Origin of the sequence: Aeromonas sp. QDB14 (genome assembly GCF_027707845.1) — a bacterium.
GTDB classification, from domain to species: Bacteria; Pseudomonadota; Gammaproteobacteria; order Enterobacterales; family Aeromonadaceae; genus Aeromonas; species Aeromonas caviae.
Genome location: NZ_JAPCJD010000031.1, coordinates 24,646 through 50,386 on the forward strand (window position 1 = coordinate 24,646; position 25,741 = coordinate 50,386).

The 25,741-nt window shown below is 64.1% G+C and carries 22 protein-coding genes, 1 tRNA gene and 1 pseudogene; 18 read left to right on the forward strand and 6 right to left on the reverse strand.

From position 1 onward, the window contains the following. Positions 1 to 64: 64 nt before the first annotated feature. The 3 genes from PG887_RS11920 to PG887_RS11930 form a co-directional block, all read right to left on the reverse strand. Entirely contained in the window at positions 65 to 1,324 is a 1,260-nt protein-coding gene (locus PG887_RS11920) for a dicarboxylate/amino acid:cation symporter (protein ID WP_010674337.1), read from the reverse strand. A gap of 203 nt (positions 1,325 to 1,527) precedes the next feature. Continuing rightward, a complete protein-coding gene (locus tag PG887_RS11925; protein ID WP_223918138.1) occupies positions 1,528 to 2,004 on the reverse strand; it encodes a CC0125/CC1285 family lipoprotein in 477 nt (158 codons plus the stop codon). Between the two features lie 120 nt (positions 2,005 to 2,124). Continuing rightward, positions 2,125 to 2,201 (reverse strand) — tRNA-Pro (locus PG887_RS11930). Positions 2,202 to 2,234: 33 nt separating this feature from the next. Between PG887_RS11930 and PG887_RS11935 the strand changes: the two genes are divergently transcribed. After that, positions 2,235 to 2,549, forward strand: a complete 315-nt coding sequence (locus PG887_RS11935) for a hypothetical protein (RefSeq protein WP_103858525.1) — start codon at positions 2,235 to 2,237, stop codon at positions 2,547 to 2,549. Here PG887_RS11935 and PG887_RS11940 read toward each other — a convergent pair. Then, the gene (locus tag PG887_RS11940) at positions 2,539 to 3,882 is read right to left on the reverse strand and encodes a dihydroorotase (RefSeq protein WP_102948302.1); all 1,344 of its coding nucleotides are present in this window, start codon (positions 3,880 to 3,882) and stop codon (positions 2,539 to 2,541) included. The genes PG887_RS11935 and PG887_RS11940 overlap by 11 nt on opposite strands. A 79-nt stretch (positions 3,883 to 3,961) precedes the next feature. Between PG887_RS11940 and PG887_RS11945 the strand changes: the two genes are divergently transcribed. Next, entirely contained in the window at positions 3,962 to 4,846 is an 885-nt protein-coding gene (locus PG887_RS11945; protein ID WP_162540564.1) for a 6-carboxytetrahydropterin synthase, read from the forward strand. 70 nt (positions 4,847 to 4,916) lie between these two features. On the opposite strand, the gene PG887_RS11950 is transcribed toward PG887_RS11945, so the two are convergent. Further along, entirely contained in the window at positions 4,917 to 6,929 is a 2,013-nt protein-coding gene (locus PG887_RS11950; protein WP_103261851.1) for a methyl-accepting chemotaxis protein, read from the reverse strand. A 256-nt stretch (positions 6,930 to 7,185) separates the two neighbouring features. On the opposite strand from PG887_RS11950, the gene hinT reads away from it, so the two are divergent. The 10 genes and pseudogenes from hinT (at position 7,186) to PG887_RS12005 (ending at position 17,203) form a co-directional block, all read left to right on the forward strand. Further along, positions 7,186 to 7,536, forward strand: coding sequence for a purine nucleoside phosphoramidase (gene hinT, locus PG887_RS11955; RefSeq protein ID WP_010674343.1), 351 nt, complete (start codon positions 7,186 to 7,188; stop codon positions 7,534 to 7,536). Next, positions 7,536 to 8,957, forward strand: coding sequence for a COG3014 family protein (locus PG887_RS11960; protein ID WP_270821765.1), 1,422 nt, complete (start codon positions 7,536 to 7,538; stop codon positions 8,955 to 8,957). Before hinT ends, PG887_RS11960 begins: the two co-directional genes overlap by 1 nt. 68 nt (positions 8,958 to 9,025) lie before the next feature. After that, on the forward strand, positions 9,026 to 9,424 hold the full coding sequence (locus PG887_RS11965) for a YcfL family protein (protein WP_104455731.1): 399 nt from the start codon (positions 9,026 to 9,028) through the stop codon (positions 9,422 to 9,424). Then, positions 9,424 to 10,020, forward strand: coding sequence for a penicillin-binding protein activator LpoB (gene lpoB / locus PG887_RS11970; RefSeq protein ID WP_010674346.1), 597 nt, complete (start codon positions 9,424 to 9,426; stop codon positions 10,018 to 10,020). The genes PG887_RS11965 and lpoB overlap by 1 nt, the downstream gene beginning before the upstream one ends. Then, positions 10,010 to 10,873: a phosphotransferase gene (locus PG887_RS11975; protein WP_104455732.1), complete on the forward strand. Its 864-nt coding sequence runs from the start codon at positions 10,010 to 10,012 to the stop codon at positions 10,871 to 10,873. The genes lpoB and PG887_RS11975 overlap by 11 nt, the downstream gene beginning before the upstream one ends. Before the next feature lie 51 nt (positions 10,874 to 10,924). Continuing rightward, complete coding sequence (locus PG887_RS11980) at positions 10,925 to 11,785, forward strand: DUF6279 family lipoprotein (protein WP_042017226.1); 861 nt, start codon at positions 10,925 to 10,927, stop codon at positions 11,783 to 11,785. Positions 11,786 to 11,891: 106 nt separating this feature from the next. Continuing rightward, entirely contained in the window at positions 11,892 to 12,359 is a 468-nt protein-coding gene (locus tag PG887_RS11985; RefSeq protein ID WP_042883117.1) for a hypothetical protein, read from the forward strand. Positions 12,360 to 12,507: 148 nt separating this feature from the next. After that, the gene (secD, locus tag PG887_RS11990; RefSeq protein WP_270821766.1) at positions 12,508 to 14,310 is read left to right on the forward strand and encodes a protein translocase subunit SecD; all 1,803 of its coding nucleotides are present in this window, start codon (positions 12,508 to 12,510) and stop codon (positions 14,308 to 14,310) included. Between the two features lie 109 nt (positions 14,311 to 14,419). Next, complete coding sequence (gene secF, locus PG887_RS11995; protein ID WP_029314368.1) at positions 14,420 to 15,334, forward strand: protein translocase subunit SecF; 915 nt, start codon at positions 14,420 to 14,422, stop codon at positions 15,332 to 15,334. A gap of 249 nt (positions 15,335 to 15,583) precedes the next feature. After that, a pseudogene (locus PG887_RS12005) lies at positions 15,584 to 17,203 on the forward strand (methyl-accepting chemotaxis protein). A gap of 54 nt (positions 17,204 to 17,257) precedes the next feature. Here PG887_RS12005 and PG887_RS12010 read toward each other — a convergent pair. Then, complete coding sequence (locus PG887_RS12010; protein ID WP_270821770.1) at positions 17,258 to 17,860, reverse strand: DUF924 family protein; 603 nt, start codon at positions 17,858 to 17,860, stop codon at positions 17,258 to 17,260. A gap of 206 nt (positions 17,861 to 18,066) precedes the next feature. Between PG887_RS12010 and PG887_RS12015 the strand changes: the two genes are divergently transcribed. From PG887_RS12015 to PG887_RS12040, 6 genes are all read left to right on the forward strand, one after another. Then, entirely contained in the window at positions 18,067 to 18,978 is a 912-nt protein-coding gene (locus PG887_RS12015) for a DUF808 domain-containing protein (RefSeq protein WP_270821773.1), read from the forward strand. A 169-nt stretch (positions 18,979 to 19,147) separates the two neighbouring features. After that, on the forward strand, positions 19,148 to 20,938 hold the full coding sequence (locus PG887_RS12020; protein ID WP_270821774.1) for a M3 family oligoendopeptidase: 1,791 nt from the start codon (positions 19,148 to 19,150) through the stop codon (positions 20,936 to 20,938). A gap of 78 nt (positions 20,939 to 21,016) precedes the next feature. Continuing rightward, complete coding sequence (locus PG887_RS12025) at positions 21,017 to 22,825, forward strand: M3 family oligoendopeptidase (RefSeq protein ID WP_270821775.1); 1,809 nt, start codon at positions 21,017 to 21,019, stop codon at positions 22,823 to 22,825. Positions 22,826 to 23,009: 184 nt separating this feature from the next. Beyond that, positions 23,010 to 23,549: an alpha/beta hydrolase YcfP gene (ycfP, locus tag PG887_RS12030; protein ID WP_005331594.1), complete on the forward strand. Its 540-nt coding sequence runs from the start codon at positions 23,010 to 23,012 to the stop codon at positions 23,547 to 23,549. A 74-nt stretch (positions 23,550 to 23,623) separates the two neighbouring features. After that, positions 23,624 to 24,916 (forward strand): NAD(P)/FAD-dependent oxidoreductase, encoded by a 1,293-nt coding sequence (locus PG887_RS12035; RefSeq protein ID WP_041212859.1) that lies wholly within the window; start codon positions 23,624 to 23,626, stop codon positions 24,914 to 24,916. Between the two features lie 378 nt (positions 24,917 to 25,294). Further along, positions 25,295 to 25,612 (forward strand): heavy metal-binding domain-containing protein, encoded by a 318-nt coding sequence (locus tag PG887_RS12040; RefSeq protein WP_124244354.1) that lies wholly within the window; start codon positions 25,295 to 25,297, stop codon positions 25,610 to 25,612. Positions 25,613 to 25,741: the final 129 nt, after the last annotated feature.

Here is a 25,741-nt window from a genome sequence, read left to right on the forward strand (position 1 = left end):
TGCCCCATCAGGCATATGACAACGGCCCGCAGAAGCGGGCCGTTGTCATGGGGGTCAGGGGGGATCACACCTTGGCGGTGTCCACCTCGCCGAGGGGGGCGGTCTCACCCAGGCTGTCTTCGCTCTTGGCCACCACGCTCGCGGCGATGGCGTTGCCCAGCACGTTGGTGGCGGAGCGCCCCATGTCGAGGAAGTGGTCGATACCGAGCAGCAGCAGGATGCCCGCTTCCGGGATGTGGAACTGGTTGAGGGTGGCGGCAATCACCACCAGGGAGGCGCGGGGCACCCCGGCCATTCCCTTGGAAGTAACCATCAGCAGCAGCAGCATGGTGATCTGCTGGGCCGTGGAGAGCTCGATGCCATAGGCCTGGGCGATGAACATCACCGCGAAGGTGCAGTACATCATGGAGCCGTCCAGGTTGAAGGAGTAGCCCATGGGGAGCACGAAGCTGGCGATGCGCTTGTCACAGCCAAATTTCTCCAGCCTGTCCAGGGTCTTGGGGTAGGCGGCCTCGGAGCTGGCGGTGGAGAAGGCCAGCAGGATGGGCTCGCGGATGAGGGCGAGCAGGGTCAGGATGCGGCGGCGGATGAAGAGGCTGCCCATGGCGATGAGCAGCAGCCAGAGGCAGCCGAGCGCCAGATAGAACTGGGCCATGAAGGTGCCATAGGTGGCGAGGATGCCGAGCCCCTCCTTGGCGACCATGGCGGCGATGGCGCCAAACACCGCGAACGGGGCGAAGTTCATCACGTAGCCGGTCACCTTGAGCATGATCTCGGCACCGCTGGCCATCAGCTTGACCACGGGCTTGGCGTCGTCCCCCAGGGCGGCGGCGGCCAGCCCGAAGAAGAGGGAGAAGACCACGATCTGCAGGATCTCGTTGGTGGCCATTGCCTCGACCACGCTTTTCGGGATGGCGTGGGTCACGAAATCCTTGAGGGAGATGGCGGTGGCAACCACGCCTGAGCTGGTGCCGTCATCGGGCAGGGAGAGGGAGAGCCCCACCCCGGGTTGCATCAGGTGGACCATGACCAGCCCCAGGGTCAGGGACATCAGGGAGGCGAGCATGAACCATCCCAGGGTCTTGACGCCGATGCGGCCCACGGTGCGGGTGTCGCCCATCTTGGCGATGCCGACCACGAGCGTGGTGAACACCAGGGGGGCGATGATCATCTTGATGAGGCGCAGGAAGATGTCGGTCAGCAGGGTGATGTCATCGGCAAAGCCTGCGGCCTGTGCGGGCGCGAGCAGGCGATAACCCTGCCCGGTCACGATGCCAAGCAACATCGCAATGAGGATGGCAACGGTCAACTTGTTCATTTTCATGGGGGAGTTCCGGTTTCGATAGGTGCAATGCCTGTGCAGGCGGCGAGGGGCCGCCTCAGTCCTTTTTTGTGATCCGGGCGGTGGAATCCAGACAGCCGGTGTGCTGGAGCATGCCTAATCGCGAAGGGGAAATCCAGTGACTTGTTTCGGAGTTTTGTGCTGTTGTTAGCTGCATTTGATATGCATCTTGTGATTTATTTGTATTAATCGCTGTTTATTTTAATTTTCGCGAGATAAACAGCTTCCATGCTCTGCGCGTCCCGGGGGCTGGCCTCCAGGGTGAAGACGAGCAGGGCCGAGGTGCGATGTTCCACCTGCATGTCGTCCATGAAGGTGTCTGGCTCGTACTCGTCGAACCCGAATTGGGGGCGGGTCGGGGTGACCCTGACGGCATCCCGCGATAGGGTCAGCGTCTCGACCTGAATCCAGGGGTATCCCTTTGCCAGTGCCACCTCACCGGCCCGCTTGAGCACGTATTTGCGCGCCGTTTCCCTGTCCACCAGATCGTTGCCCACAAACTCCAGTTGCCAGCGGGCCGGGCCAAGCTGGGTCTGTGAAAAACCGGTCTGGCCATTCCAGAACGATTTTTCACGGTCATAGGCGGTGGCGCAGCCCGTGAGCTGGCCGACCAGCAGGGCGCTGAGGGCAAGGGTGCAGAAAGTACGAAGGGAAGGCAACATGATGCGGGCCGCTTGGCAAAGGGGGTTTTACTACAGCATAAAGGGGTTGGAGAGACAATCGCGGCGGAAGACCATAAAAGAAAAGGCCTTGTCGTCTGACAAGGCCTTTCTCGGGGAATTTGGTCGGTGTGAGAGGATTCGAACCTCCGACCCTCTACACCCCATGCAGATGCGCTACCTGGCTGCGCTACACACCGACGGAGTCAGCTCGGCTGACGGGGAGGGAGTTTATGGAGATGCCCCGACCCTGTCAACAGGGGAAATCCAGGTTCGAGATCGTTTGCCTGCTTTGCGAGCAACTTCGGATCAAAGTGCGACCAGTGGTGCATTTTGTCGGCACCTCACCGCTGTCTTGTATGAAAAACGGCCGCCCGGAGGCGGCCGTTTGGCGTGATGCTCTCAAGCCGAGATCAGCGGTTGAAGGTCAAGCGCTTGCCCAATACCTTGCCGGTGACCTGACCGTGCTGCCAGGCTATTTGCCCGTTGACCAGGGTCATCTCAAGCAGGGTGCGCTGGAAGCGGTCATCATCCAGATCAGCGGTTGAAGGTGAGACGCTTGCCCAATACCTTGTCGGTGACTTGGCCGTTCTGCCAGGCAATCTGGCCGTTCACCAGGGTCATCTCGATGGTGCTCTGGAAGCGGTAGCCGTTGAACGGGGACCAGCCGCACAGGTAGAGCAGGTTGCTGTCGGTGACCACGTAGGGCTTGCCGAGATCCAGCAGCACCAGGTCGGCGAAGTAGCCTTCCCGGATGTAGCCGCGATCCTGCACCTGGAAGCGTTCGGCCACCGCGTGGGAGGTCTTCTTGACGATGGTTTCCAGGCTGAAGACCCCGTTGTGGTAGAGCTCCAGCAGCGCCTGCAGGGAGTGCTGCACCAGGGGCACGCCGGACGGCGCCTTGAAGTAGCTGTTCTGCTTCTCTTCCCAGGTGTGGGGGGCGTGGTCGGTGGCGATGATGTCGAGCACATCGTTGCGTACCGCATCCAGCAGGGCGTGCTGGTCGGCAGCGCTCTTCACCGCCGGGTTGCACTTGATCTGGCTGCCCAGGGTGTCGTAGTCCGCCTCGTTGAAGAAGAGGTGGTGGACGCACACTTCGGCGGTGATGTTCTTGTCCTTGAGATCCTTCAGATCCGGGGTGGCGGTAAAGAGCGAGAGCTCTTTCGCCGTGGTCAGGTGCAGCACGTGCAGCTTGGCGCCGTACTGCTTGGCCAGGGAGACCGCCATGCTGGAGGATTTGTAGCAGGCGTCCGCGCTGCGGATGCGGCCGTGCTCGCGCATGGGCACGTCTTCGCCCCACTTGGCGCGAGCTTCGTCTTCCAGCACCTTGATGGACGGGGTGTCCTCGCAGTGGGTGACGATCATCACCGGGCTTTCGCGGAAGATGGCTGCCAGGGTCTCCTGGTTGTCCACCAGCATGTTGCCGGTGGAGGCCCCCATGAAGATCTTGATGCCGCAGGACTGCTTGGGATCGAGCTTCTTGATCTCTTCCAGATTGTCGTTGGTGGCACCCAGGTAGAAGCTGTAGTTGGCGGCGGCGGAGTTGGCGGCGATCTGGTATTTGGCTTCGAGGGCGTCGATGGTGGTGGTCTGGGGATTGACGTTGGGCATTTCCATGAAGCTGGTGGTGCCACCGGCCACGGCGGCCCGGGATTCACTGGCGATGGTTCCCTTGTGGGTCAGGCCGGGCTCCCGGAAGTGGACCTGGTCATCGATCATCCCGGGGATGAGATGACGGCCCGTTGCATCGATCACCATGGCATCGGGGGCACTGATGTCCGGGGCGACGCGGGCGATCCGCTCACCCTCGATCAGGACGTCGGAGGCATAGATGCGGCCTTCGTTGACCAGGGTGGCATTCTTGATAAGCAATTTGTTCATGGGGGGTTCCAGTTCCTTTGCCGATAATCCGGGGTCATAATATCGCAAACTGCACTTTCTCTGTAGCAAGGCCTGAGTAATGAAGTTATTTGTTAGAGATTTGACTGTGATCGATTCCAGCTATTTATGCGAGCGCCGCGGCATGGTGGGCGAGAGCTGGCTGGTGGACATCGAGATGAGTGGCGAGCTCAACGAGATGAGCATGCTGCTGGACTTCGGTCGGGTGAAGAAGCTCATCAAGTCGATCATCGATGAAGAGGTGGATCACAAGCTGCTGGTGCCGACGGAATGTCCCCTGGTCCATGTCCACGCGCTGGAGAACGACGAGAGCACCGTGGATCTGCTGCGTCCGGGTCGCGCCATTCACCTGCGTTGCCCGACCCAGGGCTTCGCCTTCATTCCCGCCCCCCAGGTGGATAAAGAGTCGGTGACCCGCTATCTGCTGGGGGTACTGGCCAAGCGGCTGCCGGGCAACATCAAGGATCTCTCCCTGACGTTGCGCCAGGAGCGCATCGAGGGCGCCTTCTACCACTACAGCCACGGCCTCAAGAAGCACGACGGCAACTGCCAGCGCATCGCCCACGGCCACCGTTCTCCCGTCGAGATCCTGGTGGACGGGGAGCGTGACGAGGAGCTGGAGTTCAACTGGGCCGAGCGCTGGGCCGACATCTACCTGGGCACTGAAGAGGACAGGGTGGCCCTTGGCGAACTCGCCCTGAGCGAGCGGGCCGAGGCGTCACTGAAAGAAGGGGACGCTCACTACATCGGCTTCAAGTACGTGGCGCCCCAGGGGCTGTTCCAGCTCGCCATGCCAGCGGCGGAGGTGGAGATGATCGACACCGACACCACCATCGAGCTGCTGGCCCACTACATCGCCCGCGAGGTGAAGAAGCAGGTAGGGGACAAGTTCGTCAAGATTGTCGCCTATGAAGGGGTCGGCAAGGGCGCCATCGCCTACGCCTGATCCCGCGCCGCATGCCAGTAAAAAACAAGGCCCCGCCAATGCGGGGCCTTGTCGTATCGGGTCGTGGCCATCAGGCACTGAGGCGGAAGCGCTGGACCAGCCCCTCCTGCTGCTCGGCAAGGGAGTCGAGCTGCTGGCTGGTCTCGGCGACCCGCTCTATGCCCTGATAGTTGAGATCCGAGATGTCGGAGATGCGGTTGAGGTTGGTGGCGATGTCGGCGCTGGTGGCCTGCTGCTGCTCGGCGGCGGAGGCTATCTGGCTTGACATGTCGCTGATGAGCACCACGATGCCCTGCACCTCTTCCATGGCGTTGTTGGCCTGGGAGCTCTGATCCACGCAACTGTCCATCTCGCGGGAGCACTCCTGCATCACGTTGACCGCCCGGGCGACGCCTTGCTGCAGGTTCTCGATCATGGTCTGGATTTCGCTGGTGGACTGGGCGGTACGACCGGCCAGGTTGCGCACCTCGTCGGCCACCACCGCAAACCCGCGTCCCTGCTCGCCGGCACGGGCCGCCTCGATGGCGGCGTTGAGGGCCAGCAGGTTGGTCTGCTCGGCGATGCCGCGGATGACGTCGAGGATGTTGCCAATCTGGCCGCTCATGGCGCTCACGTCGCCAATCACCTTGCCGGTCTGCTGCAGCTTGCCCGCGAGCTGATGGGTGGTGGTGATGTTGCCTGCCATCACCTTGCGCCCCATCTCGGAGGCCTTCTCCACATCCTGCACCCGCTCCAGGGTCTGGTTGGCGGCCTGGGCCACCTCCCGCACCGAGGCCTCCATCTGGGTCATGGCGGCGGCGACCGAGGCGGTCTCCTGACGCTGTTTCTCCAGATCCGCCCGCACCGATTCGGTGGTGTGGCGGTTGTCGTGGGCGGCACTGTTGAGCTGGGTCGACGCCTGGGAGAGCTGCTTGAGCACATCCCCCATCTGGTGGATCAGCAGGTTGATCTGGCTGGCGAGCTGGCCGAATTCGTTCTGGCTCTTGAAGCCGACGCGCTGAGTCATGTCGCCCTGGGTCACCTCGGTCAGCACCCGCAGCAGCTCTTTCAGGGGGCGGCGGATGGCTTTGCCCAGGGTGAAGGCCACCAGGATGGCGACGAAGATGGCGATGGCGATGCTGATCCCCTGGGTCAGGGTACTCTGGGTCTGCACCCGATCGGAGGCCTGGATGCTGGCGTTCATCAGCTGCTGGCTCTGGGCGGTGATCCCCTCCAGCTTGTTCTGGATGTTGAGGATGAGCTGGCTCGCCTGCTTGCTCTGCTCGCGCATGGCCTGCTGCTGCTTCATCAGGACCAGGTATTGGGAGAGCACGCCGTCATTGCCCGTGGTGTCGCGCACGAAGCCATGGACGTAGTGGCCCATGTTGTTGTCGAAATCCTTGAGCTCCCCCTGGAGATCCTTGATGGTGCTGTTGAAGCCCTCGATCTGCATCTTGTTGCGCTTGAGAGCCGCCTCGATGGGGGCGGGGATGCTCTGGTTGAGGGCATCCATGGTGGAGAGCTCGATGGCGGAGAGCTTGGTGGTCAGGGTCTCGGAGAGCATTTTGATGAAGCTGTCGTCGATGGTGACCATCATGTCCCCCAGGTTCTTCTTGAACTGGGGCAGGCTGACCTGGAACTGGCCCTTGGCCTGATTGACCTTGTGCAGCCGGGTGAGCAGGGCCTCGTGTTCGCCGGGCAGGGTCTGGGTCAGTTGCAGGTAGTCATCCACCAGCTTGACGAGGGCAGTCATGTCCGCCTGCAACTGGGGATGAACCGCCACCTGCTGTTTGAGGCTGGCGACCATCTTGTCGACCTGGCCCTTGGCCTGTTGCAACTCGGCCACTTCCGCCGGCAGTTGCTTGAGATCCTGCTCGGTCAGCACGTCGGTGAGCCATTTGTTGGCGCTGAGCAGGCTTATCTGGGTCTGGCTGCTGGCGAGTACCAGCGGCATGGACTCCTGGGTCACCTGATCCAGGGCGCCGCTGAGTTCGCTCTGGCCGCGAAAGGTCAGTACCGCACTGGCGACCATGACGGCGACCAGGATGGCAAAGCCCAGATAGACTCTCTGTAAGATCGAGAGGTCTGACATTGTTTGTTTCATTATTGTCCCGCTGTCTGTGCAAAAGTCCCTTGCCTGAGTACCCCGTCCCTTTGATACCCTGCATGCCCCGAAGGGGATGCCGTTGTGGTTCGCGGGACGTCTCCTCGCTATCGGTATTCTTCACAATAACTGAAGCGATTGGGACAACGGCTGTGCCAAATGTCGGCTTGTGTCACACTTGGCGCGTTGCGGCGGCCTGTTTGGGAGCCGCTTGAGCTTTGTATTGAATTTTCTTTTTCCTATAAAGGAGTTACCCATGGCGCAAGAAACCATTTTCAGCAAAATCATCCGCAAGGAGATCCCCGCCGACATCCTTTATCAAGACGATCTGGTGACCGCGTTTCGCGACATCCAGCCCAAGGCCAAGACCCATATCCTGATCATTCCCAACGTGCTCATCCCCACCGTCAACGACGTGGAGCCGGATCACGAGCTGGCGCTGGGCCGGATGTTCACCGTGGCCCGCAAGCTCGCCAGCGACGCGGGCATCGCCGAGGACGGCTACCGCCTCATCATGAATTGCAACCGCCACGGCGGGCAGGAGGTCTATCACATCCACCTGCACCTGGTCGGTGGCGAGCCCCTGGGACCCCTGCTGAGCCTGTGATGCGCCTCGTCCCGTCGACCGGCCTGCTGTTGGCCGGTCTGCTGCTGGGGGGCTGTGCCTCCCAGTGGAAAGACATGTTCGTCTCCTACTCGGATCAGATGGTGCCCCTGCGCAACCAGCTGCTGCTGGGCCATGCCGCCGAGGCCCTGCCCGAGGTGCGCGAATCGACCCCGGGGGACGACACCTTCGTGCTCGACCAGCTGGAGAAGGGGCGCATCGCCTGGCTGGCGGGTCAGGACGGCCCCAGCAAGCAGGCCTTTGCCGCCGCCGACAGCCGGCTTGCGTGGGAAGACAATCAGGCCGAGTACCGCCTGAGCCAGGGACTGTCCCAAGCGGGCAGCCTGCTCACCAACGATCAGACCCTGGCTTACCAGGCGCCCGATTACGAGCGCACCATGCTGCACCACTATCTGGCGCTCAACTACTTGCAGCGCGGGGATGCCGACGGCGCCCTGGTAGAGGTGCGCCGTGCCAACCAGGTGCAGGAGCAGGCCCTTAAACGGCGGGCTGACGAGGTGCGCAAGGCCGCGCAGGAGGGGGATCGGGAGGACGAAGCCGGGGAGATGCGCCAGCTGATGTCGCGCGGCGCCCCCGAGCTCGATCGCCTGATAGGCCAGGTGAAAAACGGTTTCCAGAACGCCTACACCTTCTATTTCTCCGGCTTGCTCTACGAGGCGGCCGGGGATCTCAACGACGCCTGGGTCGATTACCAGCGCGGCTACCAGATAGCGCCGGACAACCAGAGCCTGCAGGATGCCTTGCTGCGCCTGGCCCGGCTTCGCGGCTCTCCCGAGGAGCTCAAGGAGACCGAGCAACGGATGGGCCGCAAGGCGCCGCAGCCGGTCAAGGATGAAGGACAGCTGGTGGTGCTGTTTGAAGATGGCCTCATCCCGGCGCGCCGGGAGCTCTTCCTGCCGCTGCCCATCTCCACCTCCAGCGGCGATTTTCGTACCTTTACCGTGGCGGTGCCCTATTACGACAATCGGGCCAGCGACGGCGCCCCGCTCACCCTGTCGGTGGGCAAGGGGGTGGCGCAGACCAGCGAGCTGGTGAGGCTGGAGGCGCTGGCGGCCAAGGATCTGCAGGAGCGGCTGCCCGGCATGCTGACCCGGCAGGCCCTGCGGCTGGTGGCCAAGGAGCAGGTACGGCGCACTGCCGCCAAGGAGGGGGGGGATGTGGGCAACATCCTGGTGGGGATCTTCAACACCCTCTCGGAGCGGGCGGATACCCGCAGCTGGCTGACGCTGCCCGCCAAGGCCTCGAGCTGGCAGGGGATGGTCCCGGCCGGGAACGTCACCCTGACCCTGGGGGCGGGCAGCGCCATGCGCACCCTGCCACTCAGCGTCCACGCCGGGCGCACCACCCTGGTGTGGGTACAGCGCCTGGGGAGCGGGCTCACGACCCGGGTGATGCCCCTCTAGGGGGAACCGGATATGGCAACTCAGATGAATGACCGGTCAGGCCGACGGCCACCGGCAAGGAGAGCAAGATGAAAGCACAAGGGTTGGCCCTGGGCCTGGTTCTGCTGCTGACGGGCTGTGCCACCAATACTTCCGGCGTGGCGCTCTATGGCGCGGCCGGTGCGGCGGCGGTGGCCGAGCAGCATCAAAACGTCAACGTCACCCTGACCGAACTCAGCCGGCGTCAGCAGAACGGCCTGTTGCAGGTCAACGTGGCGGCGGCCAGCACCCAGCGTGGTGACCACACGCTGCAATATCTCTTCTACTGGTATGACGACGCGGGGCAGGAGGTGGCCAGCGATGGCCGCGGCTGGACCCCCCTCAAGCTGCATGGCTACCAGACCCGCACCCTGTCCGCCCTGGCGCCGAGCCCGGCTGCACGGGGTTACCGGATTTACGTTCGCGAAGTGATGGAGGAATCCTACTGATGAAAATGAATCATGCCCTGCTGATCCTGACCGGCGCCCTGCTGCTGGGCGGCTGCTCCAGCACCACCGTCAGCTATGGCGATCCCACCGAGACCGAGACGGTGACCGTCGATTACGGCTCCTCCGACTTGCAGGCCATCGCCGACAAGATGGCGGATTCCATGCTGGCGTCCCCGGCCACCAGCGAGATCACCGCCGGGGGCCGCCCGGTGATGTTCATGGACTCCATCCGCAACAAGACCTCGGAGCACATCGACACCGAGGCCATCACCGACACTATCCGCACCAAGCTGCTGCGCTCGGGCAAGTTCCGCTTCGTGGACATGAGCAAGGTGGCGGCGGTCAAGCAGCAGCTCGAATACCAGCAGGGCAGCGGCATGGTGGATCCCGCCACCATGGTGCGGCTCGGCAAGCAGACCGGTGCCCGCTACATGGTCTATGGCAACCTCGCCAGCATCGTCAAGGACAACGGCAAGGTGAAGGACGTCTACTACCAGATGACCATGAACCTGATGGATGTGGAGAACGGCGAACTGCTGTGGGCCGATCAGAAAGAGATCCGCAAACAGGCCAAGAAGTCCACCTTTGGCTGGTGAGGACCCGCGGGGGCAGGGGGATCTGGCGGAGCTGGCACTCCTCGCCAGTCTGCCGGCGCCCTGGGATCAGGGGCGCCTTGAGCCGCTGGGCCAGGGCCTGACCAACGGCAACTACCGGCTCAGCCTCCCCACTGGCGAGCAGGCCTTCCTGCGCCGCGGTCATCCTGATCCGGTGCGCCTTGGCATCGACCGGGCCACCGAGTGGCAGCTCTACCAGGGGGCGGTGGGGCAGGGGCTGGCGTTGCCCTGTCATCACGGCGATCCCGCCACCGGCCTGATGCTGCTGGCGTGGTGCGACGAACCCAACTGGGCCGAGCAGGCGCCGCCTCTCGCCGCGCAGCCCCGCCTGATGGCGGATGTGCTGGTGCGGCTGCACCGCCTGCCGGTGCCGACCGTGGTGATGGCGGTGCGGGCTCACAGCGGCGGGTATCGGCAGCGTCTGGCCCATATCCCTCCCTGGCTGCCCGCGCTGGAGCGGGCCCTGCTCGCGAGCCGGGAGCCGGACGACTGCTGGCTCCCTTGCCATCACGATCTCAATCCGGCTAACTTGTTGGGGGCGCGGCCCTGGGTCATCGACTGGGAGTACGGCGCCGCCGGTCATCCTGGGTTCGAGGTCGCCAGCATTCAGCGCACCCACGGCTGGAGCGAAGAGCAGCGGTGCCAGTTGGAGAGCTGCTATCTTGAAGCCATGGACGGGGCACCGACGGGGTTGGGGCCCCGGGGATTCCAGGCCGACGCCTTCCTGCCCTGGGTCGATTACATCGGCCTGCTGTGGGCGCTGCTGATGGCCGAACAGCAACCCGGGCCCGAGTATCAGGCCCTGATCGACATCAACCGCCAGCGCCTGGAGTGATGCCCGGCAACGGCCCGCGCGACGCGTGTATTCAATGAATGGGAGGCATGCATGGTGACCACATTCTCATGGCGTCAACCGCGTAGCTGGAGCCTGCTGCTGCTCTGCCTGCTGCTGACGGGTTGCGCCACCCGGGTGATCTACTACTGGCTCGACTCGGCCATCGTCTGGCAGCTGGACGACTACTTCTCCCTGGACCGCAGCCAGAAGAAGCTGCTGGACCAGGAGGTGAAAGGGCTGATGGCCTGGCACCGGCAGCATGAGCTGCCCATCTATGCCCGGGATCTCGACGCCCTGGCCAAGGCGGTGGCCAGCCCCATGAGCCCGGCCCAGGTGACCCTGCATCTGGACAGAACCCAGGCGAGCCTGACCCGTACCCTGGAGAACGCCATTCCCCGCACGGTGCGCCTCGCCAAGACCCTGACCGACGATCAGGTGGCTCGCTTCATGGCCGATCGGGTGAAGCGCCAGCAGGAGCGCCAGCACGATTTTGCCACCCAGTCGAAGGCCGAGATGATCAAGGGCTTTCGGGAGAAGATGAACGAGCGCCTGGTGTTCTGGATTGGCAAGGTGAAGCCGGCCCAGGAGCCTCTCATCACGCAGTGGGCCGAGTGGCAATACGAGATGATGGCCCCCTGGCTCGACTTTCAGGAGGCCTGGACCAAGGAGCTGGATCGGCTGATGAAACAGCGCCAGAGCCCGGATTTCGGCCAGGAGCTGACCCGCTTGCTCCAGCAGGGGGACGGCCTGATGGATGGCCGCTTCACCGGCTACACGGACCAGTCCCGCCAGCGTACCATCCAGTGGCTGAGCGATCTCAGCCACTCCATGGATCTCTCCCAGCGGGCCCACCTCTACACCCTGCTCAAGGACTATGCCGAGGACTTCGAGGGCATGACCCGCAGCCGCTGAGGGTGCGGTGAGACAACACAAGGGCGGCGGGCCCCGGGCCTGCCGCCCTTGTTCTTGTGGGGCAGGCTGTGGTAGCTTGCCCTTTCTATTGTGTGGGAATTAACTTTTGAACCTGACCGACAACGTGAAACTGGCGGCGATGACCCTGCTCATCACCCTCGCACTGTTGTTCTCTACCCTCTCGGTGGAGGGGGTCAAGGTACCCGCGTTCCAGCCCTCGGCCCAGCAGGCCCACTCGCTGGCGGAGGGGGCGGCACCTGCCGACGCAAGCCCGGTGGCCCACGGCGTCAGCGGCAGTGATGATGGCATCGTCAAGTTCGTCGGCTCCCACCAGAATCACCTGCTGCGCCTCGAGCACTCCCTGAGCCGCGATCATCAGCCCGGCAGCGTGGTCTACGAGCTGGTGATGAGCTGGTCCCAGCAGGCGATCCTGCTGCTGCTGTGCGGCCTGCTGTTCTATGCCGCCCTCTTCTACCCGGGGACGAGCTTTCGCGATCACTTCGCCGGCATTCACAGGCGCCGCCTGCAGCGCCGGCATCTGCAGTACCGCTTCGCCCAGAGCTTCCTCGCCTGATCCCGATGGGGTCAGCTTGCCACCTGTTGCCTCATCTTCTCTCTGTTGCTGTTCACTTTTAGTGAACGGCTAGGCTGTCTTGTTTCATTTTTTTGCACGGTGCGACCCCGGTTTCGCCCCTTGCCATCGCCTGACAGAGGCCGATTTCATGAGAAAAAAGAGTCATACCGTGTTGAACCGCATGAGCCTGTGGCAGTACGCCCTGTTGCTGCTGATGCTGGTCACGTTCGCGTTCTATTCCCTGCCCACCTTCTTCGGTGAGCAGCCCTCCCTCGGTCTGCACGGCCAGTCGCGCCTGAGCGACGCGCAGCGCACCCTGCTGGCCGAGAACCACATCGACCCCCTCAAGCAGATCGCCCAGGGTGGCCGGATGGCGCTGGTGTTCGCCAGCCAGGGGGAGCAGCAACTGGCCAAGCAGTTGCTGGAGCTGCAGGGGTTGGACAGCGCCGCCCTGACCCTGGAGTTCTACTCCAATGCCCCGGCCTGGATCAGCCGGCTCGGCGCCGACCCCATCAAGCTCGGGCTGGACCTGCGCGGTGGCTCCCAGCTGCTGATCGGGGTGGACGTGGATTTCGTCATCGACAACCAGACCAAGAACCTGGTGGATACCCTGCGCACCCGTTTTCGCGAGGCCAACCTGCGCGGTGCCAGCGTGATGCGCACCGCCCAGGGGAGCGTGGCCGTCACCCTGCCCGACGTGGCGGGGCAGGAGGCCTGGCTCTCCATCATCAAGGAGAGTGCCGGTACCCGCCAGGATCAGTGGACACTGAGCCGCTCCGGCAATGCACTGACCCTGGTGCTGAGCGACGCCGAGCGCACCCTGCTGGTGAACAACGCCGTGACCCAGAACCTGTCGATCCTGAAAAAGCGGATCAACGAGCTCGGCATCGTCGAGGCCTCGGTGGTGCGTCAGGGGCAGGACGGCATCCGCATCGAGCTGCCGGGGGTGCACAACCCCAAGCAGGCGAAAGAGGTGATCGGCGCCACCGCGTCCCTGGCCTTCTATGAAGCCAAGGCCGACAGCCGCTTCTTCATGGCGGATCGCAGCGGCCAGGCGGTGGGGCTGGCCCGCCAGCCGGTGCTGAGCGGCGAGCACATCGTCGATGCCCGCGCCAACATGGGGGAGATGGGGCAGCCCCAGGTCAACATCGTGCTCGACACCCTGGGGGGGAGCAAGATGAACCAGTTCAGCCGCCAGCACGTGGGCAAGCCCATGGCCACCGTCTTCACCGAGTACAAGACCAACGCCGAAGGCAAGCTGCGCGCCCGAAGCGAGGTGATCAACGTCGCCACCATCCAGACCGCCCTTGGCAACCAGTTCCGCATCACCGGGATTGGCAGCCTGCCCGAGGCCCAGGAGCTCGCCATGCTGCTGCGGGCCGGGGCCCTCACCGCGCCGCTGAAGATCCTGGAAGAGCGCAGCATAGGCCCGACCCTGGGTCTGCAGAACATCGAGGCGGGCTTCACCGCCCTGGCGTTCGGCATGGCGGGCATGATGCTGTTCATGATGGCCTGGTATCGCAAGTTCGGCTGGGTCGCCATCACGGCGCTGGTCGCCAACCTGCTGATGCAGGTGGGCATGCTGGCGGTATTGCCTGGCGCCGTACTGACCCTGCCGGGGATCGCCGGTCTGGTGCTCACCGTCGGCATGGCGGTGGATACCCATGTGCTGATTTTTGAGCGGATCAAGGACCGGCTGCGGGAAGGGGGTTCGTTGGCCAACGCCATCGACTTTGGTTATCGCTCGGCGTTTCGCACCATCTTCGATGCCAACATCACCACCCTCATCTGCGCCGTGGTGCTCTATGCCATCGGTTCCGGGCCGCTGCAGGGCTTCTCCATCACCCTGATCCTGGGGCTCATCTCCAGCATGGTGACCGGCATCTGGGGCACCCGCGCCATCATCAACCCCCTGTGGGGCAACAGCCGCGCCAAGCTGCTGAGGGTATGACCATGAACCGACTTCATCACCATGACGCCGCGCCCGTGAGTCTGCATGACCTGCGCACCGACCGCTTCCTGCCGGGAAGCCTGTACCACCTGACGTCGAGGGAAGAACAATGCTGAGAATGATCCTGGCCATGGGGCTGACCCGCTGGCGCTATATCGGGCTGTGGGCCTCCGTGCTGCTGACCCTGGCCTGCGTGGCCGTCCTTGCGACAAAAGGGCTCGCCCTCGGGCTCGATTTCACCGGCGGGATCCTGCTGGAGTTTCGCATCCAGACCCTGAAAGAGGCCCATGAGCTCAATGCTCTGCTGACGGCGCCCCTGGCGGGGGTGGTGGAGCTGCACGGCGCCGGTGTGCCCGGCGAGTGGCTCATCAAGCTGCCCCCCCACGCACTGCCCTGGGCGGCGGAGGATCTGGCGACCATGCTGGGGCAGCAACTCGCCCTGCCGGTGGAGCTCTTGCGCACCACCATCGTCGGGCCCCAGGTGGGCGCGGAGCTGTTCCAGCAGGGGATGCTGGCGGTGCTGGTGGCCTCGCTCGCCATCTCCGCCTACCTGGCGGTGCGCTTCGAGTGGCGCCAGGCCATCGGCATCCTGGTGTCGGTACTGCACGACGGTCTGGTGGCCATCGGGCTGCTCGCGCTCTTTGACATCGAGTTCGACCTCAACGTCATCGCGGGCCTGATGGCGGTGATAGGCTACTCCCTCAACGACAGCATCGTCATTTCGGACCGGTTGCGGGACTTGCTGGGGTCGCGTACCCGCATGGGGATCCACGAGTGCTCGGACGTGGCCATCAAGGCCACCTTCAGCCGCACCATGATCACCTCGGGCACCACCCTCTTCACCGTGGGGGCCCTGCTCCTGTTCGGCGGCGACGCCCTCTACGGCTTCTCCTTCACCCTGTTCGCCGGCATCCTGGTGGGGACGCTCTCCTCCATCACGGTGGCCTCCACCGTGCAGGAGCTGCTGGGGCTCTCCCCCCAGGCCTACCAGAAAAAAGAGGAGGAGCTGGCCGAGGCGGCGTGACCGGCGAGCGCCCTGTCACGGGGCTCATGGGCGGCCAGTGCGGCCGCCCCGGGCAAAAAAGGAAGGCGAATGCCTTCCTTTTTCCATTCTGCCAGAGGGGGGCGGCGGTCCCGAAGGCCGGGTTGGGGCGGCGGGTGTGACGCGGCCGAGCAGAAGTTGAAAAGTGTAATGAAATGCATGTTTTAGGCGCTATTTTCGGGGCCCGCATCGGCTACCCTGGCAGGGAGTCTATGGATGGAGTAAGCACTCATGAATATCGCTCGTCGGCTTCAACTCATTGCCCTGCTGGTCATGCTGGCCCTGGGGTGTCTCAGCTGGTTCAGTATCAGCAGACTCTCCTCCGCCAATGCGGATCTCAGCTATGTAACAGACAACACAGTCCCCAGCATTTCCACGATCAAGGAGATACAAACAGACTTCTAAGCCCTGCATTCATTGATCCAGGCGCACGTGCTCAACACCGACGACGGCAAGATGAGTCAGATAGAGCAGAGCATTGCATCCCTTCACACCAAGATTGACGCCCTGCTGAGCCAGTATGAAAGCGGGATGATCTCCAATGAGGAGGACAGGCAGCTCGTCGCCGATGATCGGCGCCTGGTTGCCCAGTACGGCAAGGCTTCTGAAGACGTCCTGCGCCTGTCCCGCGAGAACAAGAATGTGGAGGCCAGAGAGGCGATCGACAAGGAGCTTGCCCCCTTGTTTGAGCAGCTTTCCCAGGCCATCGACAAGCACGTCCACTTCAACATCCAGCAAGGTGACGCCGTCAAGCTGCGAGGCGAGCAGAATGCCGATAGCAGCATGCAGGCCCTGTTGTTCATCTCGGTGGGCGCGGGTGCCCTCACGCTGGTGCTCTTTCTCTGGCTGTTCAGGCAGGTCGCCAATCCCCTCCGTCTGGCCATGGCGACCCTGTCCGAGATCCAGCGCGACCTGAACTTCACCCTGCGGGCCAATGTGAGCCAGCAGGACGAGATCGGCCAGACGCTGACGGCGGTCAACCGCCTGCTGGACACCTTGCAGCAGACCTTCACCGAGTTCTCGGTGGGCAGCCTGCAGATCAAGAGCACGGCAGAGTCCCTCTCCCAGGCGGCCCAGCACATGGCGGAGTCGGCGAGTCAGGCCAATGACGCCACCAGCCTTATCGCCGCCGGGGTGGAGGAGATGAGCGTGAGCATCACGGACATCTCCCAGCGCACCCAGGAGACCAGCCGCATCACCAATGAATCCGGCAAGCTCGCCAGTGACGGCGGGGCCACCATAGAGCGCACTGTGCTCGCCATCAACGACATCGCCGACGCCATTCGTCAGGCCTCCCGCGATGTGACGGCGCTGGGGGAGGGGATCTCCCGCATCGGTGGGGTGGTGAACGTCATCAACGATGTGGCGGGGCAGACCAACCTGCTGGCGCTCAACGCCGCCATCGAGGCGGCGCGGGCCGGTGAGCAGGGACGCGGCTTTGCGGTGGTCGCCGACGAGGTGCGCAAGCTGGCGGAGCGGACGGCCCAGTCGACCCAGGAGATCTCAAGGACGGTGGAGGCTATCCAGCAAGGGTCCGAGGCCACGGTGGCCAGAATGGTCCTGGTGGAGGAGAAGGTGGCGCAAGGGGTGGCCATGGCGACGGAAAGCGGGGCCATCATCACCCAGATCCGCCAGGCCTCCCATCGCGTCATGGATCAGGTCGGCGAGATCACCCTGGCCATCCGCGAGCAGACCTCGGCGGCGGAATCCATCGCCCTCCAGGTCGAGCAGATAGCCCAGGTGGTGCAGCAGACCAGCAGCACGGCGGAGGAGACTTCCGCCGCCGCAGAGGAGCTGAACGTGACCACGGAGAATATCCACCAGCAGATCTCCCGCTATCGCATCCAGTGATACGCGGATCGGTTGTTCTCTCCCCGCCATGCCCATGGCGGGGATTTTTTTATGTCAGAACCCCGAACCGGGCTGTTGCAGGAAGGCGGCCTCTTCCTCCGTGCTCGCCCTGCCCAGGATGGCGTTGCGGTGGGGGAAGCGGCCAAAGTGATCGACGATCACCTGGTGGCGCCGAGCAAAGTCGGCAAAGCCTTCGAAGGTGGCCCGGGCCGGGCCTGTGGCCTGCTCGTCGGCCAGGGCCTCGAACAGGGCGACGCTTCTGGCCTGCTGCTCTCTGGATTCCGCGTGCTCGAGGGGCAGATAGAAGAAGACCCGGGCCAGCGGCGAGAGCCCCTTGTCGACCCCGAGGGTGAGCCCCTTGAGGCACAGCGCCCTGGCCTTGTCGTCCTGGGCGAAGGCGGCGGGAGTGTGGCGGTGAAGGTTTCGCGGCAGCTGGTCCAGCAGCAGGATGAGGGCCAGGCGCCCTGCGGGATCGCCCTCCCAATGGGCGAGCTCGCCCGCTGCGGCACGGGCCGCCAGTTCGCCGAAGCGTGAGGCCAGCAGGGCATCGGTCTCGCTGCTCTTGCCCCACCAGAGGGGGGCCTGACGGGCGGCACAGGGAGCGTCGTCTGCGTCATCGCCAAACCAGAAATCGAGCAGAGGTTGCCAGGGTTGCATGGGAACTCCTTGGGCCGGTGGCCGTGAGGTGAAAACGGAGCAGGGGATCTGCCATGGGGGGCTGCCGCCGTGGCGGCTTCCCGTTACACTGTGCCATCTTTTGCCCCAAAGGGTGATCCCCGGATGGGCCCGTGGCCCCCTGATCTCCTCATCACCCTGACCGGGGCAGCCCGGATGTGTCCCACTCAATAGAAGGAATGCCAGATATGGCCGGAGCCAGTTTGTTGACCCTGATCGATGATATTGCCAGCGTGCTCGATGATGTCGCCCTGATGACCAAGGTGGCGGCGAAGAAGACGGCCGGGGTGCTGGGGGACGATCTCGCCCTCAATGCAGAACAGGTCTCCGGGGTGCGGGCCGAGCGTGAGCTGCCGGTGGTGTGGGCGGTGGCCAAGGGATCGTTTCGCAACAAGCTCATTCTGGTGCCTGCCGCCATCGCCATCAGCGCCCTTATCCCCTGGCTCATCACCCCGCTCCTGATGCTGGGGGGGGCCTACCTCTGTTTCGAGGGGGCGGAGAAGCTGGTCCACAAGTTCCTGCCCCACGAGGAGGAGGCGCATCAGGCGGCGCCGGTGCCCGAGGATCTGGCGGCCTATGAGCGCCAGAAGGTGAAGGGGGCCATTCGCACCGATTTCATCCTCTCGGCGGAGATCATCGTCATCGCCCTCGGTACCGTGCAGGGGTCGAGCCTGGGCCTGCAGATCGCCGTGGTAGCGGGCATCGCCCTGCTGATGACCGTCGGGGTCTATGGCCTGGTGGGGCTCATCGTCAAGCTCGACGACATCGGCCTGCACCTGCTGCAAAAGCCCGATGGCGGCGCCGTGCGCCGGGCGGTGGGGCAGGGGCTGCTGGTGACGGCGCCCCGCCTGATGCACCTGCTTGCCCTGGTGGGCACCATCGCGATGTTCATGGTCGGCGGTGGTATTCTGGTCCATGGCTGGCCCTTCCTCCATCACCTCATCGAAGGGACGGCGGGCACGGTGGCCGCCCTGCCCGGGGTCGGCGGGGTACTGGCCGTGGTGACGCCCACCCTGCTGAGCGCTCTGGCAGGCGTGGTGGCAGGGCTGGTGCTGGTGGTGGCCATGACCCTGGTGAGCAAGCTTCAGCCCGCCAAATAGGTCGCTTGTCGGGGGAGGGCCGACAGGGGGCGTCGCACTGGGGGGCGATCTTCTACTGGTTGCCTCGAATGGGGGCTAGGCAAGTGCCTGGCCCCCTTCGTACTATCCGGTTTCACCCGCCCGCAGAGGCGGGGTGACCCGATATGGACGCAAACAGACAAGGACAACCATGAAACCACCCGTTTGGCGAGATGATCACATCTATGCCGCCCCCGACGATCCTGCCATCGAGGCCGCCTTCCAGGAGGCTGCCCGTGCCCTTACCCGGCTTGACGCCCTCCTGGCGGACCTGCCGGATCCCGCCCATCCCGTTGCGGATGCCAATGCCCTGCGCCACCTGTTGCGGGCCATCCGCCGCGAGGCCAACGGGGTGAAGACCCTGGCCTGGAACAGCCAGGTCTATGGTTACAACCGGCTGAGCCAGAACGGGCGCGACGAGGAGGCCCGGGTACTGCTCTCCCGGGGCCAGCAGCTGGAGGCGACCCTGGCCCAGCGCAGCAAGCCGGTGGACCTGTTCTGGGTTCGCGCCCCCAAGTCACTGGTGCGCACCCTGCTGCAAGACCCCGAGCTCTTCGAGCTGGCCTACCACATCCATCACGACAGAGCGCAGCAGGATCAGTGGCTTTCGCTCGAGAGCGAGCAGCTCATCGAGGGGTTGGCGGTATACGGCCTGCAGGGGTGGGGGGATCTCTACGACAACCTGGTGGGGCGGCTGCTGCCGGTGGTGGAGGGGGTGCCCATGGGGCTTGCCCAGGCGGACAACCTGCTCGCCCACCCGGACAGGGCGCGGCGCGCCAGTGCCTGGCACGCCATCCAGGGCGCCTGGGAGGCGGAGCAGGAGACGGTGACCGCCATTCTCAACGCCATCAACGGCTGGCGCAACGAGCTCGGCCGCCAGCGTGGCAAGGGGCGCAGGCTGGATGCCCTCGAGGTCACCTGCCATCAGGAGCACATCACGGGCGCGACCCTGGAGACCCTGATGGCGGCGGCCGGGGAGCACAGGGAGCTCGGGCGCCGCGCCTTGAGGGCCATGGCCTGTGCCCAGCAGATCACCGACTTCGCCCCCTGGGATCTCTTTGCCCCGGCGCCCCAGGCCGTGCACGGCAAGTTCGGCTTCGAGCAGGCGCTGAATCTGGTGATGGAGGCCTTTGCCGCCTTCGATCCCGAGATGGGGGCGTTTGTCCGCATTATGGCCGACAAGGGGTGGATTGATGCCGCCCCGAGCGAGTACAGGCGAAGTGGCGCCTATTGCACCGAGTATGCCGATCCGCCCGAGCCAAGGGTCTTCCTCACCTTCGAGGGGACCATGGACAACGTCATCACCCTGGCCCATGAGCTCGGCCACGCCTGGCACAGCTGGTTGCTGCGGGATCTTCCCTTCGAGCTGCGGGGCTACCCCAAGACGCTGGCGGAGACCGCCTCCCTCTTTGCCGAGATCCTGGTGCGCGATGCCCTGCTGGCCGCCACCGACAAGGTGGAGCAGCGCCGAGCCATCGCCTGGCTGGACGGGGAGCGGGCCGCGAGCCTGCTTCTCGACATCCCCGCCCGCTTTGCCTTCGAGCGCGCCCTGGTGACGGCGCGGGAGGCGGGTTACGTGGGGGCGAGCCAGATGCGGGAGATGATGAAATCGGCGCAGCAGCAGTGCTATGGTGACGCCCTCAGCCAGTATGACGAGCTGTTCTGGGCCAGCAAGGGTCACTTCTCCATCGCCGAGTCCGGGTTCTACAACTACCCCTATCTGTTTGGCTATCTCTTCAGCCTGGGGCTCTATGCCCAGCATGCGCGGGCCGGGGGCGAGTTTGTGCCCGCCTATCGCGCCCTGCTGCGAGATACCGGCCGCATGAGCGCCGAGGCGCTGGTGGAGAAGCACCTGGGGGTCGACATCCGCGAACCCGGGTTCTGGCAGGAGAGCCTGCGCTATGTGGAAGAGGCGGTGGTGCGCCTCGAGCGGCTGGTGTGATGCCTGCCCGCGAAGGTGGTGGCTCTGGCCACCTGGATTTCACGACGGGCCAGGCCCGTCCCTGACGATGAGCGTTCGATGCAACAACGAGTCTATCCACAGCAGTGGCAAAATGATCACATCTACCCCTCCCTCGACAGCTGTGTCCTCGAGGCGGACATGAGTCTGGCCCGCGCCAGCCTGGCCGAACTGAGCGGTTTTATCGAGGGACTGGCCGAGGTTCCGCGCACCCCAGGCGCCTTGCAGGACTTCCTCAGGGAGGTACGCCTGCGGGCCCGGCGCATTCGCGACATCGGCTGGAACATCGCCGTGCTGGCCGCCTGCAAGGGGAGCCAGGACGCCCGGGATCCCCTCGCCAAGCAGGTTGCCTCCCGGGCCCGTGCCCTCAATGCGGATCTGTTCAAGACGCTTGCCCCCATCGAAGATCTGATGCTGGGGCTGCCTGCGCCCGAGTTTGAGCAACTGATGGCCGACCCCCTGCTCGGGGAGGAGGGGTACCGGCTGCGCCACGAGCGTCGCTTGCAGGATCAGCGGCTGCCGGTGGAGGCGGAGCAGCTGGTCATCGGCCTTGGCACTGATGGCCTGCACGCCTGGGGCAACCTCTACAACGATCTGGTGGGCAAGATAAGGCTGGTGATCGCGGGTCGCGAGATGGGGCTGGCAGAGGCGAGCAACTTGCTCTCCAGCCCGGATCGGGCCCTGCGCAAAGAGGCCTTCGATGCCATCAGCGCCGGCTGGGAAGGGGAGCAGGAGACGGTGGCAGCCATCCTCAACGCCCTCAACGGCTGGCGCCTGGAGCTCTCGCGCCAGCGCGGCAAACACCGGCGCCTCGATGCCCTGGACGTTTCCTGCCACCAGAGCCACATCGAGCGGGCGACCCTGGATACCCTGATGGCGGAGACCTGGCAGGCCCGCCATCTGGGCCAGCGGGCCCTGGGGCTGATGGCCGGTCACCTCGGCCTCGAGGTGCTGGGGCCGGAGGATCTCTTTGCGCCGCCCCCTGCCGCCAGTCGCCGGGAGATCCCCTTCGAGGAGGCGGTCGACATCATCGCCCAGGCCTTCGCGCGCTTTGACCCCGAGATGGGGGACTTTGCCCGCATGATGGCCGAGCGCGGCTGGATTGATGCCGCCCCCACCCCCAACCGGCGCACCGGGGCCTATTGCACCAAGTTTGCCGAGCCGGTGGAGCCGCGGGTCTTCATCACCTATGCGGGCACCATGGACAACGTCATCACGCTGGCCCACGAGCTCGGTCACGCCTGGCACAACTGGCTCATCCGCGACTTGCCCATGAGCCAGCGCAGCTACCCCATGACCCTGGCGGAGACCGCCTCCATCTTCGCCGAGACCCTGGTGCGCAGCGCCCTCTACGAGCAGGCCCGAAGCGCCGAGGAGCGTCTGGCCATCGCCTGGGCGGATGCCGATGGCGCCGCCACCTTCCTGGTCAACATCCCGGCCCGCTTCGACTTCGAGCGGGCCCTGGTGGCCGAGCGCGAGCAGGGCTATGTGTCGTCGGCCCGGCTCAAGGGGCTCACCGACGAGGCCTGGGGGCGCTGGTACGAGCAGAGCCTCGACCGTTATCACCCCCTGTTCTGGGCCGCGAAGGCGCACTTCTCCATCGCGGGCTTCGGTTTTTACAACTACCCCTACCTCTTTGGCTATCTGTTCAGCCTCGGGGTCTATCAGCAGCTAATGAGCCGCCAGGCCGCAGGGGAGGAGGGGGTGGCGAAGGCCTACCGCGCCCTGCTGCGAGACACCGGTCGCATGAGCGCCGAAGAACTGGTCGAACGGCATTTGGAGCAGGACATTCGAAAATCCGCCTTCTGGCAGGGGAGCCTGGCCCTGGTGGAAGCAGCGGTGGCGCGCTTCGCCCAGTGCGGCAGTTAACCTCGCCAGACCCGGTTTGCGCCATGTCCCGCCGGGGCATGGCGCTGCCACAGCCGCCCCGACGCGCGGTTTGGTGGCCCGAAGGGGCGTGATCCAAAGCAAGAAAGTGGGATGTTTTGGTGGCGCAAGGCCCTGTCGCTGGGGTAGTTTCGATAGAACCGACACAGTTTTTGAGGTCTTGTCCATGATCATCTATCTGCATGGCTTTGATGCCACCAGCCCCGGCAATCATGAAAAAGTGCTGCAGTTGCAGTTTATCGATGATGATGTGCGTTTCGTGCACTACAGCACGGTTCACCCCCGCCACGACATGAGCCATCTGCTCAAGGAAGTGAAGAAGCAGCTCGACATGAGCACCGATCCCAAACCCCTCATCTGCGGCGTGGGCCTGGGTGGCTACTGGAGCGAGCGGATCGGGTTTCTGTGCGGCATCAAGCAGGTGGTCTTCAACCCCAACCTGCACCCGGAAGAGAACATGCAGGGCAAGATCGACAGGCCGGAGGAGTACGAGGACATCGGCACCAAGTGTGTAACCGAATTTCGTAATAAAAATTCAGGAAACTGCCTGTGCATCCTTTCCGTTCAGGATGAAATCCGCGATAATCGGGACACTGAACGTGAATTGAAGAACTATTACGACATCGTATGGGATGAGCGCGAGACCCATAAGTTCAAGAACATCTCGCATCATCTGCAACGGATGAAGGCCTTCAAAGAAGCCTGAGCCATCACGTCAACCGATTTCGTTTTAGGGAGCCAATGGCTCCCTTTCGTTTTGAGGAACCAAGGAAAATCATCATGATGAATATTGTCGTTGTAGGCGGTGGCGCCGGCGGTCTCGAGCTTGCGACCAGCCTGGGCCGCAAGCTGGGCAAGAAGAACAAGGCCAGGATCACCCTGGTGGATCGCAATCGCACCCACCTGTGGAAACCCCTGCTGCACGAAGTGGCCACCGGCTCCATGGATGCGGGCATCGATGCCCTGAGCTACCAGTCCCACGCCAAGAACCACGGCTTCGAATTCCAGCTCGGCAGCCTGACCGACATCAAGCGCGACGAGAAACGCATCGTGCTGGCGCCGATCCACGACGAGAGCGGCGCCCTGGTGGTCAACGAGCGGGAAGTGGCTTACGACATCCTGGTGATGGCCATCGGCTCCGTCTCCAACGACTTCAACACCAAGGGCATCAAGGATCACTGCATCTTCCTGGACAGCCCCTCCCAGGCGCACCGCTTCTACAACAGCATGATGAACCGCTTCCTGCAGTTCGCCACCGAATACCAGCCCGGTGACAAGGTGAAGATCGCCATCGTCGGCGGTGGCGCCACCGGCGTCGAGCTCTCCGCCGAGCTCTACAACGCGGTGGAGCAGCTCTACGCCTACGGCTTCAAGAACCTCACCACCGACAGCCTCAAGGTGACCCTGGTGGAAGCGGGCCCCCGCATCCTGCCGGCCCTGCCGGAGCGCATCAGCGGCTCCGCCCATCAGGAGCTGGTGAAGCTGGGCGTGGACGTGCGCACCGCCACCATGATCACCGAAGCGACCGCCGAGGGCCTGCACACCAAGGATGGGGAGCTGATTGAAGCAGACCTCATGGTGTGGGCCGCGGGCATCAAGGCGCCGGACTTCATGAAGGAGATCGCGGGCCTGGAAACCAACCGCATCAACCAGCTGGTGGTCCACGAGACCCTGCAGACCACCCGGGACGAGAACATCTTCGTCATCGGCGACTGCGCCGCCTGCCCGCAGCCGGACGGCAAGTTCGTGCCGCCCCGCGCCCAGTCCGCCCACCAGATGGCGACCCAGGCGTTCAAGAACATCCTGGCCAAGATGAATGGCGGCGAGATGAAGCCCTACCGCTACCACGACCACGGCTCCCTGGTCTCCTTGAGCCGCTTCTCCACCGTGGGCAGCCTGATGGGCAACCTGATGCGGGGCTCCATGATGGTGGAGGGCTACATCGCCCGCATCGTCTACATCTCCCTCTACCGGATGCACCAGGTGGCCCTGCACGGCTACATCAAGACCGGCCTCATCATGCTGGTGGGCCGCATCAACCGGGTGCTGCGCCCGAGCATGAAGCTGCACTGAGTGCATGGCGGCTGCCGCTGCGAACATCAAAAAGGAGAGGCTTGCCTCTCCTTTTTTTATGGCCGATGCGGGGCGACGCTAGAAACGTCTGCCGTAGTTGAGGGCGAAGACGCAGAGGGCCGGTGCAGCTGCCGTCGTGTCTGCATCATCAAGGCCCCGCTTTCATCGTGGCCCGGAAGCCCTCTCCCCAGCACCGGAGCCCAAGGTCGCTGTGCGGGGGTAAGTGCACGACACAGGCCCTATGGATGGCACCTTGATGAACCTGGCGGGCGCTGTGCTTGAAGCCCCTGGCCACGCCGGGCTTATGCTTTGGCCAGCGCCTTGCTACCATGACGGCAACGGTGCTTCGCGCACCCAGCCCAACTCACAGGAGACCTCATGATCCTCTCAACCACCCCCACCCTGGAAGGCAAGACCATTCGCGAGTACCGCGGCATCGTCGTGGGCGAAGCCATCCTCGGCGCCAACATCTTCAAGGATCTGTTCGCCGGTATCCGCGACATCATCGGCGGCCGCTCCGGCGCCTACGAAAAAGAGCTGGCCCGGGCCCGGGAGATCGCCTTCGAGGAGCTCAAGGAGCGTGCCCAGGCGCTGGGGGCCAACGCCGTGGTGGGCATCGACATCGACTACGAGGTGGTGGGCCAGAACGGCAGCATGCTGATGGTCAGCATCAGCGGCACCGCCGTGGTGGTGTGAGCCTGCGCTCACGCCGTTAGAAGCCAATGCCCAAGCCGATCGCGAGATCGGCTTTTTTATGGTTCTTCGCGGGATCTTGGGGAAGTGGAAGTTGACAGACAGGGTGCTGGTAAACTGGCTGTCTCCAAA